Annotated in this window: 11 protein-coding genes; 3 read left to right on the top strand and 8 right to left on the bottom strand. The window is 69.2% G+C overall.

All coding sequences use genetic code 11. From position 1 onward, the window contains the following. Positions 1 to 8: 8 nt before the first annotated feature. The 6 genes from J2X20_RS21840 to J2X20_RS21815 form a co-directional block, all read right to left on the bottom strand. Positions 9 to 1,448, bottom strand: coding sequence for an aldehyde dehydrogenase family protein (locus tag J2X20_RS21840; protein WP_310269419.1), 1,440 nt, complete (start codon positions 1,446 to 1,448; stop codon positions 9 to 11). Positions 1,449 to 1,591: 143 nt separating this feature from the next. Further along, entirely contained in the window at positions 1,592 to 2,575 is a 984-nt protein-coding gene (locus tag J2X20_RS21835; protein ID WP_310269416.1) for a Bug family tripartite tricarboxylate transporter substrate binding protein, read from the bottom strand. A 52-nt stretch (positions 2,576 to 2,627) separates the two neighbouring features. Then, positions 2,628 to 3,956, bottom strand: coding sequence for a glucarate dehydratase (gene gudD / locus J2X20_RS21830; protein WP_310269413.1), 1,329 nt, complete (start codon positions 3,954 to 3,956; stop codon positions 2,628 to 2,630). Positions 3,957 to 4,070: 114 nt separating this feature from the next. Then, on the bottom strand, positions 4,071 to 5,030 hold the full coding sequence (locus J2X20_RS21825; RefSeq protein ID WP_310270007.1) for a Bug family tripartite tricarboxylate transporter substrate binding protein: 960 nt from the start codon (positions 5,028 to 5,030) through the stop codon (positions 4,071 to 4,073). A 34-nt stretch (positions 5,031 to 5,064) separates the two neighbouring features. Next, the gene (gene kdgD / locus J2X20_RS21820; RefSeq protein WP_310269410.1) at positions 5,065 to 5,976 is read right to left on the bottom strand and encodes a 5-dehydro-4-deoxyglucarate dehydratase; all 912 of its coding nucleotides are present in this window, start codon (positions 5,974 to 5,976) and stop codon (positions 5,065 to 5,067) included. A 111-nt stretch (positions 5,977 to 6,087) separates the two neighbouring features. Next, positions 6,088 to 6,813: a FadR/GntR family transcriptional regulator gene (locus J2X20_RS21815; RefSeq protein WP_310269407.1), complete on the bottom strand. Its 726-nt coding sequence runs from the start codon at positions 6,811 to 6,813 to the stop codon at positions 6,088 to 6,090. 117 nt (positions 6,814 to 6,930) lie between these two features. On the opposite strand from J2X20_RS21815, the gene garD reads away from it, so the two are divergent. From garD to pgm, 3 genes are all read left to right on the top strand, one after another. Beyond that, positions 6,931 to 8,520, top strand: coding sequence for a galactarate dehydratase (gene garD, locus J2X20_RS21810; protein WP_310269405.1), 1,590 nt, complete (start codon positions 6,931 to 6,933; stop codon positions 8,518 to 8,520). A 20-nt stretch (positions 8,521 to 8,540) separates the two neighbouring features. Then, the gene (locus J2X20_RS21805; protein ID WP_310269402.1) at positions 8,541 to 9,701 is read left to right on the top strand and encodes a hypothetical protein; all 1,161 of its coding nucleotides are present in this window, start codon (positions 8,541 to 8,543) and stop codon (positions 9,699 to 9,701) included. A gap of 70 nt (positions 9,702 to 9,771) precedes the next feature. Further along, positions 9,772 to 11,427 carry a phosphoglucomutase (alpha-D-glucose-1,6-bisphosphate-dependent) gene (pgm, locus tag J2X20_RS21800; protein WP_310269400.1) on the top strand — a complete coding sequence of 552 codons (1,656 nt, stop codon included), beginning with the start codon at positions 9,772 to 9,774 and terminating at the stop codon, positions 11,425 to 11,427. On the opposite strand, the gene J2X20_RS21795 is transcribed toward pgm, so the two are convergent. Next, positions 11,413 to 12,213, bottom strand: coding sequence for a class II glutamine amidotransferase (locus J2X20_RS21795; RefSeq protein ID WP_310269397.1), 801 nt, complete (start codon positions 12,211 to 12,213; stop codon positions 11,413 to 11,415). The genes pgm and J2X20_RS21795 overlap by 15 nt on opposite strands. A 109-nt stretch (positions 12,214 to 12,322) precedes the next feature. Further along, a complete protein-coding gene (locus J2X20_RS21790) occupies positions 12,323 to 12,913 on the bottom strand; it encodes a TetR/AcrR family transcriptional regulator (RefSeq protein ID WP_310269394.1) in 591 nt (196 codons plus the stop codon). Positions 12,914 to 12,925 lie beyond the last annotated feature (12 nt).

Genomic DNA, 12,925 nt, shown 5'->3' with positions numbered 1-12,925 from the left:
GGTGGGGATCAGGCTTGGGTGTAAGCCGTCTTCACGGTGGTGTAGAACTCGGCGGCATGGCGGCCCTGCTCGCGCGGGCCGTAGCTCGAGCCCTTGCGGCCGCCGAAGGGCACGTGATAGTCGACACCCGCCGTCGGCAAGTTGACCATGACCATGCCGGCCTGGGAATGGCGCTTGAAGTGGGTGGCGTGCTTCAGCGACGTGGTCGCGATGCCGGCCGAGAGGCCAAAAGGCGTGTCGTTGGCCAGATGCAGCGCTTCTTCGTAGTCGCGCGCGCGGATGACGCTGACGACCGGACCGAACACTTCCTCGCGGTTGATGCGCATCTCGGCCGTCGTGCCGGTGATCAGGGCCGGCGTCAGATAGAAGCCCGGCGCGCCGTCGGCATTGCGTTCGAGGCGCTCACCGCCTTGCAGCAGCTGGCCGCCCTCGGCCTTGGCGATGCCGATGTAGTCGGTGTCCTGGCCGAGCTGGCTGGCGTCGACGACGGGGCCGATGTCGGTGCCGGCCTTGCGCGCGTCGTCGATCTTCAGCGCCTTCATCTTCTCGACCATGGCGGCGATGAAGCGGTCATGGATGCCTTCGGTGACGATGAGTCGCGAGGAGGCGGTGCAGCGCTGGCCGGTGGAGAAGAAGCCGCTGTTGACGGCTGCATTCACCGCGACATTCAGGTCGGCGTCGTCCAGCACCACCATGGGGTTCTTGCCGCCCATCTCGAGCTGGAACTTGGCCATGCGCGAGACACAGGCTGCGGCCACCTTCTGGCCGGTGCCGACCGAGCCGGTGAAGCTGATGGCGGCCACGCGCGGGTCGTTCAGCAGCTTCTCGCCGACGACCGAGCCGCGGCCCATGACGAGGTTGAAGACACCGGCCGGCAGGCCCGAGCGCGACAGGATCTCGGCCAGGGCCCAGGCCGAGCCGGGCACCAAGTCGGCGGGCTTGAAGACGACGCAATTGCCCCAGGCCAGGGCCGGCGCGATCTTCCAGGCGGGGATGGCGATGGGGAAGTTCCAGGGCGTGATGAGGCCGACGACGCCGATGGCTTCGCGCGTGACTTCCACGCCGACGCCGGGGCGCACCGAAGGCAGGCTTTCGCCGCCCGGCCGCAGGGCCTCGCCGGCAAAGAACTTGAAGATATTGCCGGCGCGCACGACTTCGCCGATGGCCTCGGGCAGGGTCTTGCCCTCCTCGCGGGCCAGCAGGTCGCCCAGCTCGGCGCGGCGGGCCAGGATCTCGGTGCCGACGGCGTCGAGGATGTCGAAGCGCTGCTGCGGCGTCGACAGGCTCCAGGCCGGGAAGGCGGCGGTCGCGGCGGCGATGGCGAGGTCAGCTTGGGCGGCGTCGGCCTGGGCGTACTCGCCGACGAGGTCGCGCGTGTCGGAGGGGTTGATGTTGCGGGAGGCGTGCGGACCTTCGGTCCAGGCGCCGGCGATGTAGTTCGGTTTCATGGGGACTCCACGATGAAGAAAAGGAAGGGCGGCGCGGGCGCCGCCAACTGGGCCTCGCTGAGGCCCACCGCGGCCGAGGTTATGAGCTTCTTGAACGCGCTGCCATCAGTTTGCCGATCAGCAGCAGGCGGGGCGCGGTCATGTCAATCCAGCTTGACACCGCCCTTGGCGACCACCTGGGCCCAGCGCTTGCGCTCGGCGTCGAAGAAGCTGGCGAACTCGGCTGTCGTCATGGTGCGCACCTCGGCGCCCTGCGAGACCAGGCGCTCGCGCACCTCGGGCGAGCGGATGATCTCCGTCAGCACGGCGTTGAGCCTGGCGAGCACGGCCGGCGGCATGCTGGCCGGCGCCAGCACGCCCTGCCAGGTGCCAGACTCGAAGCCCTTGAGGCCCTGCTCGGCCACGGTGGGCACGCTGGCCAGCAGCGGCACGCGCGTGCCCTTGGACACGGCCAGCACCTTGAGCTTGCCGGACTGCACATGGGGCAGCGTGGCCAGCATGCCGTTCATCGTCAGGTCGGTCTGGCCGGCCATGGTGTCGGCCACCGACTGCGCGCCGCCCTTGTAGGGGATGTAGGTCCACTTGGCGCCGCTGCCCTGCTCGACGGCGACGCCGGCCAGGTGGGGGGCGCTGCCCAGTGCAGTGACGGCGAAGTTCAGCGGCCGGGTCTTGGACAATGCCACCAGTTCGCTCAGGTTGTTGGCCGGCACGCCAGGGTGGACCACCAGCAGGTGGGGCGAGTAGGCCAGCATGGTCACGCCGCGCAGGTCTTTGGTCGGATCAAAGGGCAGCTTGGTGTAGACCGAGGGGGCGATGGCCAGCGCCCCGACGTCGCACAGCAGCAGGGTGTGGCCGTCGGTGGACTTGGCGACCGCGTCCGCGCCCATGTTGCCGCTGGCGCCCGGTCGGTTGTCGACGATGACGGTCTGCTTCAGCGCCGCGCCCAGCTGGGTGCTGATGGCGCGGGCGATGATGTCCGACGAGCCGCCCGGCGGGTAGGGCACGACCAGCCGGATGGGCAGGGTGGGCCAGGCGGCGGGCGCCGGCGCGGCGGCGGCCAGGCTGGACAGGCCTGACAGGGAAAAGCCGGCCAGCAGTGCCAGCCCGAGGCGGGGGAGCTTGATCATGGGGAAGGTCTCCGTGAGGCGCCGGCCTAGTGACCTATTGGCCGGCGTGGCTTCAGCGCACCATGCAGGGACGCTTGTTGTCGAAGGTCCAGTTCGGCACCAGGTATTGCATCGCGATCGCGTCGTCGCGGCTGCCCAGGCCATGCTGCAGGTAGAGCTGGTGCGCGGCCTCGACGGCCTGCATGTCCAGCGTCACGCCCAGGCCCGGCGTGGTGGGCACGGCCACCTCGCCGCCGACGATCTGCAGCGGGTTGGTGCTCAGCTCCTGGCCGTCCTGCCAGATCCAGTGCGTGTCGATCGCGGTGACGCGGCCGGGCACGGCGGCGGCGGCATGCGTGAACATGGCCAGCGAGACGTCGAAGTGGTTGTTGGAATGCGAGCCCCAGGTCAGGCCGAAGTCGCGGCAGGTCTGGCCGACGCGGACGGCACCCGCCATGGTCCAGAAGTGCGGGTCGGCGAGCGGGATGTCTACCGATTGCAGCGACAGCGAATGCACCATCTGGCGCCAGTCGGTCGCGACCATGTTGGTGGCCGTGGGCAGGCCGGTGGCGCGGCGGAACTCGGCCATCACCTCGCGGCCCGAGAAGCCGCCCTCGGCGCCGCAGGGATCCTCGGCATAGGCCAGCACGCCGTGCATGTCGCGCATCAGGCGGATCGCATCCTGCAGCAGCCAGCCGCCGTTGGGATCCAGCGTGATGCGGGCCTGGGGGAAGCGCGCCTTCAGGGCCTTGACGGCCTCGACTTCGTCCTCGCCGCGCAGCACGCCGCCCTTGAGCTTGAAGTCCTGGAAGCCGTAGCGGGCCTGGGCGGCCTCGGCCAGCCTGACGATGGCCTCGGGCGTCAGGGCCTCTTCATGGCGCAGGCGCAGCCAGGGGTCGGCGGCGTCGGGCTGGCTGTCGTAGGGCAGGTCGGTCCTGCGGCGGTCACCGACGTAGAACAGATAGCCCAGCATGGGCACATGGCTGCGCTGCTGGCCTTCGCCGAGCAGGGCGCAGACCGGCACCTCCAGATGCTGGCCCAGCAGGTCCAGCAGCGCCGACTCGATGGCCGTGACGGCATGGATGGTGGTGCGCAGGTCGAAGGTCTGCAGGCCGCGGCCGCCGGCGTCACGGTCGGCGAAGGTCTTCTGCACGGCCTGCAGCAGGCCCTTGTAGGCGCCGATGGGCTGGCCGACAACGAGGCTGCGTGCGTCTTCCAGCGTCTGGCGGATCTTCTCGCCGCCGGGCACCTCGCCGACGCCGGTGTTCCCGGCGCTGTCCGTGAGGATGAGGATGTTGCGCGTGAAGAAGGGCGCATGCGCGCCGCTGAGGTTGAGCAGCATGCTGTCGCGCCCGGCGACGGGCACGACGCGCAGCTCTTTGATGACGGGGGTCGAGGTCATATCAGTACTTCAGAGATGTAGTGCCCCACCGAGTGGCACCCATGGAGCTGGCTTTGCCAGGCCATCGGGTGCGCCCCCTTGAGGGGGAGGCGCGTGAGCGCCTCGGGGGTGGGCTTAATCCGCCGTGATCTTGCGTTCTTCGATGAGCTTTTTCCAACGCGCGAATTCGCTGGCCTGGAAGGCCGTGAACTGCTCGGGCGTGTTGGCCACGACCTCGAAACCCTGCTCCAGCAGCTTGGGTTTCACATCGGGCGCGTTCAGTGTCTTGACGATGCCGGCGTGCAGCCTGGCCTTGATGTCGGCGGGCAGGCCCTTGGGTGCCGCCACGCCTTGCCAGGAATAGACCTGCAGGCCCTTGATGCCCAGCTCGTCCATGGTCGGCACGTCGGGCAGCACCGGCGAGCGCTGGGCACTCGTGATGCTCAGAGCACGCAGCTTGCCGGCCTTGATCTGCGGCAGGGCGGTGTTGATGTTCATGAAGCTCGAGTCGACCTGGTTGCCGAGCAGGTCGGTCATGACCGGACCGCCGCCCTTGTAGGGGATGTGCAGGCCGGAGGTGCCGGTCTGCAGCCAGAACAGCTCGGCGGTGATGTGATCGCTGGAACCGTTGCCGCTGGAGGCAAAGCTCATCTTGCCGGGGTTGGCCTTTTCGTAGGCCAGCACGTCGGCCATGCTCTTGTGCGGCGAGGCCGCGGGCACGACCAGCACGTTGGGCGCCTGCACGGCGACGGTGATGTAGTCCAGATCCTTGGTCGGGTCGTACTGCAGGTTCTTCAGCAGATGCGGGCCGATGACCAGGGGGCCGAGCGACGAGACGAGGATGGTGTAGCCATCGGCCGGCGCGCGCTTGACGGCGGCGGTGCCGATGGTGCCGCCGGCACCGCCACGGTTGTCGATGACGAAGCTGCCGCCGAGCTGCTCCTGCAGCTTGTTGCCCAGCAGGCGGGCGATGGCATCCGTGGAGCCGCCGGGCGGGAAGGGCACCAGCAGGGTTACAGGCTTGGCGGGCCAGGCCTGGGCGGTCGCCACGGTGGCGGCGGCGCCGAGCAGCAAGGCGGTCAGCAGTTTCTTCATCATCGTTTGTCTCCGGTGTTGTCTTGCGAGAGGCTTATTGCGGGCCGAGCTTGGAGATCAGCGCACCGAGGGCGTCGACCTCGGTGGGCAGCAGGTCGGACAGCGGCGGGCGCACCGGGCCGGCGCTGTGGCCGGTCAGCGTCGCGCCGGCCTTCACGATGGACACGGCATAGCCCTCGGCCTTGTTGCGGATGGCGATATAAGGCAGGAAGAAGTCGCGGATCAGGCGGTCGGTCGTCGCCGTGTCATTGGCCGCGTGGGCGTTGTAGAACTCCATCGCCGTCTTGGGGATGAAGTTGAAGACGGCGGACGAGTAGACCGGGCAGCCCATGGCCTTGTAGGCACCGGCAAAGACCTCGGCCGTGGGCAGGCCGCCGAGATAGGCGAAGCGCTCGCCCAGGGTCTGGCGGATGGCGACGAACTTCTCGATGTCGCCCAGGCCATCCTTGAAGCCGATGAGGTTGGGGCAGCGCTCGGCCAGCACCTGCAGCGAGGCCGGCGTGAGCTTGCAGGCGCCGCGGTTGTAGACGACGACGCCGAACTTGACGCTCCTGCAGACGGCCTCGACGTGGGCGATCAGGCCTTCCTGGCTCGCTTCCGTCAGGTAATGGGGCAGCAGCAGGATGCCCTGGGCGCCCAGACGCTCGGCCTCCTGGGCGTACTGGATGGCCACTCGCGTGCCGCCACCAGCGCCGGCCAGGATGGGCGTGCGGCCGCGGCAGGTGTCCAGAGCCACCTGGATGACCTCGCTGTACTCGCCCGGTTCCAGCGAGAAGAACTCGCCCGTGCCGCCGGCCGCGAACAGGGCCGAGGCGCCATAGGGCTGCAGCCATTCCAGGCGCTCGGCATAGGGCTTGGGCGCGAAGTTCAGCTGGGCGTCGAAGTCGGTCAGCGGAAAGGACAGCAGACCGGCTTGCAGGACGGCTTTGAGTTCTTGGGGCGACATGGGCGGGGTCTCCGGTGAGGGGAATGAGCTAAGTTGTAGGTCATCGTACAACTTGGGTCAAATCCGACAAGACTAGGGATAACCCGTGGTGCGAGCTGCTTTACGCGTCGATCAGGCGGCTTCGGCCTGGGCGCGACGGCGGCGTTCGCGGCTGTTGGACAGGTGGGTGCGCATGGCCGCGCGGGCCGATTCGGCGTCCTGGTTGGCGATGGCGTCCAGGATGTTCTCGTGCTCAGTGTTCACGCGGCGCATATAGGCCAGCCGCTCGGCACTCATGTCGGTCGCCGCCTCCAGCCGGGCGCGCGGGATGATCTGGGCGCCCAGCGTGGCCATCAGGTCGGCGAAATGGCTGTTCTGGGTGGCGCGGGCAATCTCCAGGTGGAACTGGAAGTCGGCCGCCACCGAGTCCTGGCCGGCTTCCACCGCGGCGATCACCGCATCCAGAGCCCTGCGCAAGGCGACAAGATTGGCTTCGCTGCGGCGCTGGGCGGCCAGGCCGGCGGCTTCGGTCTCCAGGCCGATGCGCAGCTCCAGCACGGCGATGACGTCCTGCAGGGTGCTGAACTGCTCCGGCGTGATCTTGAACGAGGGCCCATCGCCCGGCCCGATAACAAAGGTGCCGATGCCGTGGCGCGTCTCCACCAAGCCGGCCGCCTGCAGCTTGGAAATCGCCTCGCGCACGACGGTGCGGCTGACCTCGAATTCGCCCATGATGGCCGCCTCGGTGGGCAGCTTGTCGCCGGCCTGCAGCTGGCCCGCACGGATGCGGTTGCCGAGCGATTCGACCAGTTCCAGGGCCAGGGTGCGGGGCCGGCGGCGGGTGATGGGGGCGTGCATTCGCGGGTTTTCCCGGAGTTTTGAAGCGAGCAGGGCGTCTAAAGTCAGGTAAGTTGTACGACAACTAGACGACGTACAACAAGACCTGATCGCACTGTAGCCACTCCACCGCCGGATATGAATGCTGTTTCCCCCCGCCCGCCGCTGACCCTGCGCATGCGCGACGAAGACAACGTCGCCATCGTCGCCAATGACGGCGGGCTGCAGGAAGGCACGCGACTGCCCGAGGGGATTCCCGGCGCCGGCCTGGTGCTGCGGGACAAGGTGCCGCAAGGCCACAAGGTCGCGCTGCGTGACATTGCCGAGGGCGAAGTGGTGCTGCGCTACGCGGTGCCCATCGGCTATGCGCTCAAGCCCATCCCGGCCGGCAGCTGGGTGCATGAGCGCCTGCTGCAGATGCCGTCGGCCCGCGCGCTGGAGGGCCTGCCCATTGCCACGGTCAAGCCTCCCGTCGCCGAGCCGCTGGAGGGCTACAGCTTCGAGGGCTATCGCAATGCCGACGGATCTGTCGGCACGCGCAACATCCTGGCCATCACGACGACGGTGCAATGCGTGGCCGGCGTCGTCGCCCAGGCGGTGGCGCGCATCAAGGCCGAACTGCTGCCGCTCTATCCGAATGTGGACGACGTCATTGGGCTGGAGCACAGCTATGGCTGCGGCGTGGCCATCGATGCGCCGGACGCCGTCATTCCCATCCGCACGCTGAAGAACATCTCGCTGAACCCCAATTTCGGCGGTGAAGTCATGGTGGTGAGCCTGGGTTGCGAGAAGCTGCAGCCGGCGCGCCTGCTGCCGCCGGGCAGCTTCCCCATCACCGACGGGCGCGATGCCAGCGCCGGCCCCGAGACCATCTGTCTGCAGGACGATGCTCACGTGGGCTTCATGTCCATGCTCGACGACATCCTCAGCAGTGCCAGGCCCCACCTCGAGCGCCTGAACGCCCGCCGCCGCGAGACGGTGCCGGCCAGCGAACTCGTCGTCGGCGTGCAATGCGGCGGCAGCGATGCCTTCTCCGGCGTGACGGCCAACCCGGCCGTGGGCTTCTGTGCCGACCTGCTGGTGCGCGCCGGCGCCACCATCATGTTCAGCGAGAACACCGAGGTGCGCGACGCCGTCGAGCAACTCACCAGCCGCGCTGCCACGCCCGAGGTGGCGGAGGCCATCATTCGCGAGCTGGGCTGGTACGACCGCTACCTCGACCGCGGCCGCGTCGACCGCTCGGCCAACACGACGCCCGGCAACAAGGCCGGTGGCCTGTCCAACATCGCCGAGAAAGCCATGGGCTCCATCATCAAGAGCGGCAGCTCGGCCATCTCGCACGTGCTGTCGCCCGGCGACAAGTTGAGGCGCGACCAGCGCGGCCTCGTCTACGCCGCCACGCCGGCCAGCGACTTCATCTGCGGCACGCTGCAGCTGGCCGCCGGCATGAATCTGCACATCTTCACTACCGGCCGCGGCACGCCCTATGGCCTGGCCGAATGCCCCGTCGTCAAGGTGGCCACGCGCACGGACCTGGCCCGCCGCTGGCACGACCTGATGGACATCAACGCTGGCCGCATCGCCGATGGCGAGGCCAGCATCGAGGAGACCGGTTGGGCCATGTTCCAGCTGCTGCTGGACGTGGCCAGCGGCCGCAGGAAGACCTGGGCCGAGCACTGGAAGCTGCACAACAGCCTGGTGCTTTTCAACCCGGCGCCTGTCACCTGATCCCTCTATGCTGCGGTGCCATGAGCACCCCGCCCAACCCCACCGAACCCGGGAGCGCGCTCGATGGCGTCACGCAAGTCGTCGCCGAGCCGCTGCGCTTCAAGGCCAAGCTGGCCATCGGCGAGAACGCCTACAAGTCCCTGCGCATGATCAACCGCACGCGCGAAATCTGGGACGTGCTGGGCGCCGCCGGTGGGGGTGCGGCCGTGGCGAAGGCGGCGGCACTCGGGCTGGGTGCGGCTGCCACGCCGGTCGGCTGGGTCGCCATCGCCGCGCTGGCCTCGGGCGGTGCCTGCTACGGCCTCTATCGCTGGCTGGGCGACACCAAGGGGGCCCGCGTCATTGAGATTCCGAAGTTCCTGAACACGCCGCTGGACACGCTGGGCCTGGCCTTGTTTGACCTGATCGCGCCGCTGTCGCTGCGGCTGGCCGCCGTCGATGGCGAGATCGAGGCAACCGAACGCGCCGCGCTGGTCAAGCATCTGGTCGATGAATGGGGCCTGGACGCGAACTTCGTGACCCGCGCCATCGAGGGCATCGAGCCCGGCGTGCTGCAGGGTTCGGTCGAGGAGATGGCGGCCGAGCTGTCGTCTTTCCTGCATGCCAACCCCGACTGCAATCACAAGGCCATCGCCACCGATCTCGGCGAGTTCCTGCGCAAGCTGCTGGAGGCCGGTGGACCGCTGTCCGAGGCCGAGGAGGCGGCGCTGGCCGCCAGCCTGACGCTGTTGCTGCAGGAGCCGGACGGCCCGCTCACCAAGGTCTGGGTCGTGGCCAGGTCGGGAGCGGGCAAGGCGGCCGAGCACTTGGGCAGCTCGGCCAGGGAGGCGGCCGGCTGGACGCGCGAGCGCCTGCCGTCGGCCGAGGAGCTACAGGCCGTCGCCGGCAGCGTGGCGAGCAAGGCCTTGCAGGGTGCCAGGTCGGGTGCCGAGCAACTGGGCACTTCGGCCAAGGACGTCGCTGCCTGGACGCGCGAACGCCTGCCCACGCCAGGGCAGCTGCAGGCCGCGACAGGCACGGCCGCGGCGCAGGTCCAGCAGACCGTGCAGAAGGCGGCTTCCTGGGCCCAGGACAAGCTGCCCGCGCCGGAGCAGGTCGAAGACGCCGCGAAGCGCACGCTGGGCCTGGCCAAGGCCGGCCTCAAGCGAATCAGGAAGAAGCGTTCCGACCCGGCCCTGTAGGCCAGGGCCTGCAAGCTCAGGTGTAACAGTCCGGCAGCGTCGCCCCGCCGCGCTGGGCAGCATGCGGGACATGAGTGCTGAACACCATCCACTCGCCGGCCAGCCGGCGCCGCCCGATGTCCTGGTCGACCTCGAGGCGCTGCGCGAGTCCTATTTCTCCCGCCGGCCCGATCCCTCCTGCCCCGAGCAGCAGGTCAGCTTCGGCACATCCGGCCATCGCGGCTCGGCCCTGGATGGCTCCTTCAATGAATGGCATGTGCTGGCCATCACCCAGGCCATCTGCGACCACCGCAAGCAGCACAACATCGCCGGCCCGCTCTTCCTTGGCGCCGACACGCATGCCCTGTCCGAGCCGGCGACGCTGAGCGCCCTGGAGGTGCTGGCGGCCAATGGCGTGGACGTCATGCTGGCGCCGGCCGGGCAGTTCACGCCGACCCCGGCGGTGTCCTTCGCCATCCTCGAATACAACCGCGGCCGCGAGGGCTGGCAGCGCGCCGACGGCATCGTCGTGACGCCCTCGCACAACCCGCCGCGCGATGGCGGCTTCAAGTACAACCCGCCGCATGGCGGCCCGGCGGACAGCGACGTCACGACGGATATCCAGGCCGCGGCCAACGACTACCTGAAGCGCGAGCTCAAGGGCGTGCTGCGCAGTGACGCCGAGCGGGCGCTCGCCACACCCGGTTGCCACGAGCACGACTACCTGGGTCAGTACGTGGCGGCACTGGGCCAGGCCATCGACCTCGATGTCATCCGCGCCTCCGGCCTGCGCCTGGGTGTCGACCCACTGGGCGGCGCGGGCGTGGACTACTGGCCGGCCATTGCCGAGCGCTACGGCCTGGCGCTGACCGTCGTCAGCAATGTGGTGGACCCGCGCTTCGCCTTCATGACGCTGGACTGGGACGGCCAGATCCGCATGGACCCTTCCTCGCCCTGGGCCATGCAACGCCTGACCCAGTTGCGCGATCGCTTCGACATCGCCTTTGCCTGCGACACCGACCACGACCGCCACGGCATCGTCACGCGCAGCGCCGGCCTGATGCCGCCCAACCACTACCTCAGCGTCGCGGTGGACTATCTGTTCCGCCATCGCCCCGGCTGGCGCGAGGACGCCGCCATGGGCAAGACCGTCGTCACGACGGCGCTGATCGAGCGCGTCGCCGAGCGTCTGGGCCGCCGGCTCTTCGATGCGCCGGTCGGCTTCAAGTGGTTCTCGTCGGGGTTGCTGGATGGCAGTCTCGGCCTGGGCTGCGAGGAGAGCGCCGGAGCTTCCTTCCTGCGCCGCGACGGCCGGGTGTGGACGACGGACAAGGACGGCATCACCGCCGCGCTGCTGGCTGCGGAGATCACGGCGCGCACCGGGCGCGACCCCGGCATCTGCTACGAGGTGCTCACCGAGACCCTGGGCCGGCCCTTTGCAGACCGTGTCGATGGCCCGGCCACGCGGGAGCAGAAGCAACGCCTGGCGGGCCTGTCGGCTGAGAGCGTGACGGCCAGGACGCTGGCCGGCGACGAGGTCACCGCCGTGCTGACCCGGGCACCGGGCAATGGCGCGCCCATCGGTGGGCTCAAGGTCGTCACGGCTGGCGGCTGGTTCGCCGCGCGCCCCTCGGGCACCGAGGACATCTACAAGGTCTATGCCGAGAGCTGGCGGGATGAGGCGCATCTGCAGCAGCTGCTGCAGGAAGCGCGAAGCCTGGTGGATACCGCCTTAAGCGGCGGCTAGTTCGGCCACGCCTTCGCTCAAAAAGACGCAGTCGCCGTCCTGGAACACCCGCACCTCGCCGGGTGCAAAAGCTGCCCAAGCCTCGCCATGGGTCAGCGGCTCGGTGGAGACCAGGGCCATGCGATCGGCCGGGTTGTTGACGGTGGCCAGGTCCACGCTGAGATCGCCGTCGCGCAGCGAGACATGGCCGAAGGGCGGGCGGCGCTGCAGCCAGTGCAGCTTGGTGGAGGCGTGGGCCAGCATGGCGCGGCCGTCGGTCAGCAGCAGATTGAAGCGGCCATGCTCGGCGATCGCGTGGATCCAGGGCGTCAGCGTCTCGGCCAGCTCGGGCCAGTCGGGCAGCTCGGCGCCAAAGCGCTGCTGCAGGCGCTGCATCAGCCAGCAGAAGGCGCGCTCGCTGTCGGTCTGGCCGGCCGGCGTGAAGCTGCCGTCCAGGCTGGGATGGAAGTCCTTCAGATCGCCGTTGTGGGCGAAGACCCAGGTGCGGCCGGCCCAGTCGCGGCGGAAGGGGTGGCAGTTCTCCAGCGTGCGGGCGCCCTGGGTGGCCTTGCGGATATGGGCCAGGATGTTGCGGGCGCGCACCGGATGGTGACCCAGATGACGCGCCAGCTCGGACTCGGCGGCCGGGCTGTCCTCCACCGTGACCTCGCAGCGCTCGCCGTCGTGGAAGGCCACGCCCCAGCCGTCGACATGGTCTGCGGTGCGCCCGCCGCGGGCGGCAAAGCCGCTCAGGGAGAAGGTCGCGGCGGCCGGCTGGCGGCTGTTGAGGGCGAAAAGCTCACACATCGGACGGGGGCGGAAGCTGTCGGTGCTGGTTGCAACGCCGCCAGTCTGAGGGTGGATGACAGAAAGCCCAACAAAGCTTTCGTCAGATGCATATGCCCTGTGAAGCGCGTCACGGTGGGCGGCGGGCGGCGGCCACCAGCGCAGCCTGGGCGGCCAGGAGCACGGGTGTCGCCTCGTCCGGGGCAAGCAGTTCGGCGCTGACGAAAGCGCCGTTGACGAGGACCGCCAACTGGGCTGCCAGCGCTTCGGGCTGCCCCACATCCAGCCGCAGGGCGAGGGCCGTCAGGCGGGAACGCAGCGCCTGCATGTGGGCGCGTGCCACCCGGCGCGCAGGATGGTCGTGCTCGGCGAACTCGGCAGCCACATTGATCTGCGGGCAGCCGCGGTAGTTGTCGCGTCCCAGGCGCGCCCCGATCCAGCGCATCTGCGCCGCCAGCTCGGCGGCGGGGTCGTCGCCGTGCTCCGCCGCGACGCCATCCCAGGTGGCCCAGAAGTCCAGGTCCTCGCGTTCCAGGAAGGCGACGATGAGGTCGTCCTTGGTGCGGAAGTGGCGGTACAGGCTGCTCTTGGCCACGCCGGCCTGGTCGATGACCAGGTCGATGCCGACGGCGCGCACGCCGTTCTTGTAGAAGAGCTCGGAGGCGACGCCCAGCAGGCGCTCGCGCACGTTGGGGGATTCTGAAGCGGTGTCGGCAGGCATGTCGGACGGCGG

It is taken from the genome of Roseateles saccharophilus (assembly GCF_031458095.1).
Lineage (GTDB): Bacteria > Pseudomonadota > Gammaproteobacteria > Burkholderiales > Burkholderiaceae_C > Pelomonas > Pelomonas saccharophila_A.
The sequence above is the reverse complement of the archived record's forward strand: the minus strand, read 5'-3'. Positions and strand labels throughout refer to the sequence as shown.

Excerpts from the sequence above, each read along its gene's own strand:
- J2X20_RS21835 (WP_310269416.1), bottom strand. The coding sequence starts at position 2,575 with ATGATCAAGCTCCCCCGCCTCGGGCTGGCACTGCTGGCCGGCTTTTCC.
- J2X20_RS21840 (WP_310269419.1), bottom strand. The coding sequence starts at position 1,448 with ATGAAACCGAACTACATCGCCGGCGCCTGGACCGAAGGTCCGCACGCC.
- J2X20_RS21790 (WP_310269394.1), bottom strand. The coding sequence starts at position 12,913 with ATGCCTGCCGACACCGCTTCAGAATCCCCCAACGTGCGCGAGCGCCTG.
- pgm (WP_310269400.1), top strand. The coding sequence starts at position 9,772 with ATGAGTGCTGAACACCATCCACTCGCCGGCCAGCCGGCGCCGCCCGAT.
- J2X20_RS21805 (WP_310269402.1), top strand. The coding sequence starts at position 8,541 with ATGAGCACCCCGCCCAACCCCACCGAACCCGGGAGCGCGCTCGATGGC.
- J2X20_RS21795 (WP_310269397.1), bottom strand. The coding sequence starts at position 12,213 with ATGTGTGAGCTTTTCGCCCTCAACAGCCGCCAGCCGGCCGCCGCGACC.
- gudD (WP_310269413.1), bottom strand. The coding sequence starts at position 3,956 with ATGACCTCGACCCCCGTCATCAAAGAGCTGCGCGTCGTGCCCGTCGCC.
- kdgD (WP_310269410.1), bottom strand. The coding sequence starts at position 5,976 with ATGTCGCCCCAAGAACTCAAAGCCGTCCTGCAAGCCGGTCTGCTGTCC.
- J2X20_RS21825 (WP_310270007.1), bottom strand. The coding sequence starts at position 5,030 with ATGAAGAAACTGCTGACCGCCTTGCTGCTCGGCGCCGCCGCCACCGTG.
- garD (WP_310269405.1), top strand. The coding sequence starts at position 6,931 with ATGAATGCTGTTTCCCCCCGCCCGCCGCTGACCCTGCGCATGCGCGAC.
- J2X20_RS21815 (WP_310269407.1), bottom strand. The coding sequence starts at position 6,813 with ATGCACGCCCCCATCACCCGCCGCCGGCCCCGCACCCTGGCCCTGGAA.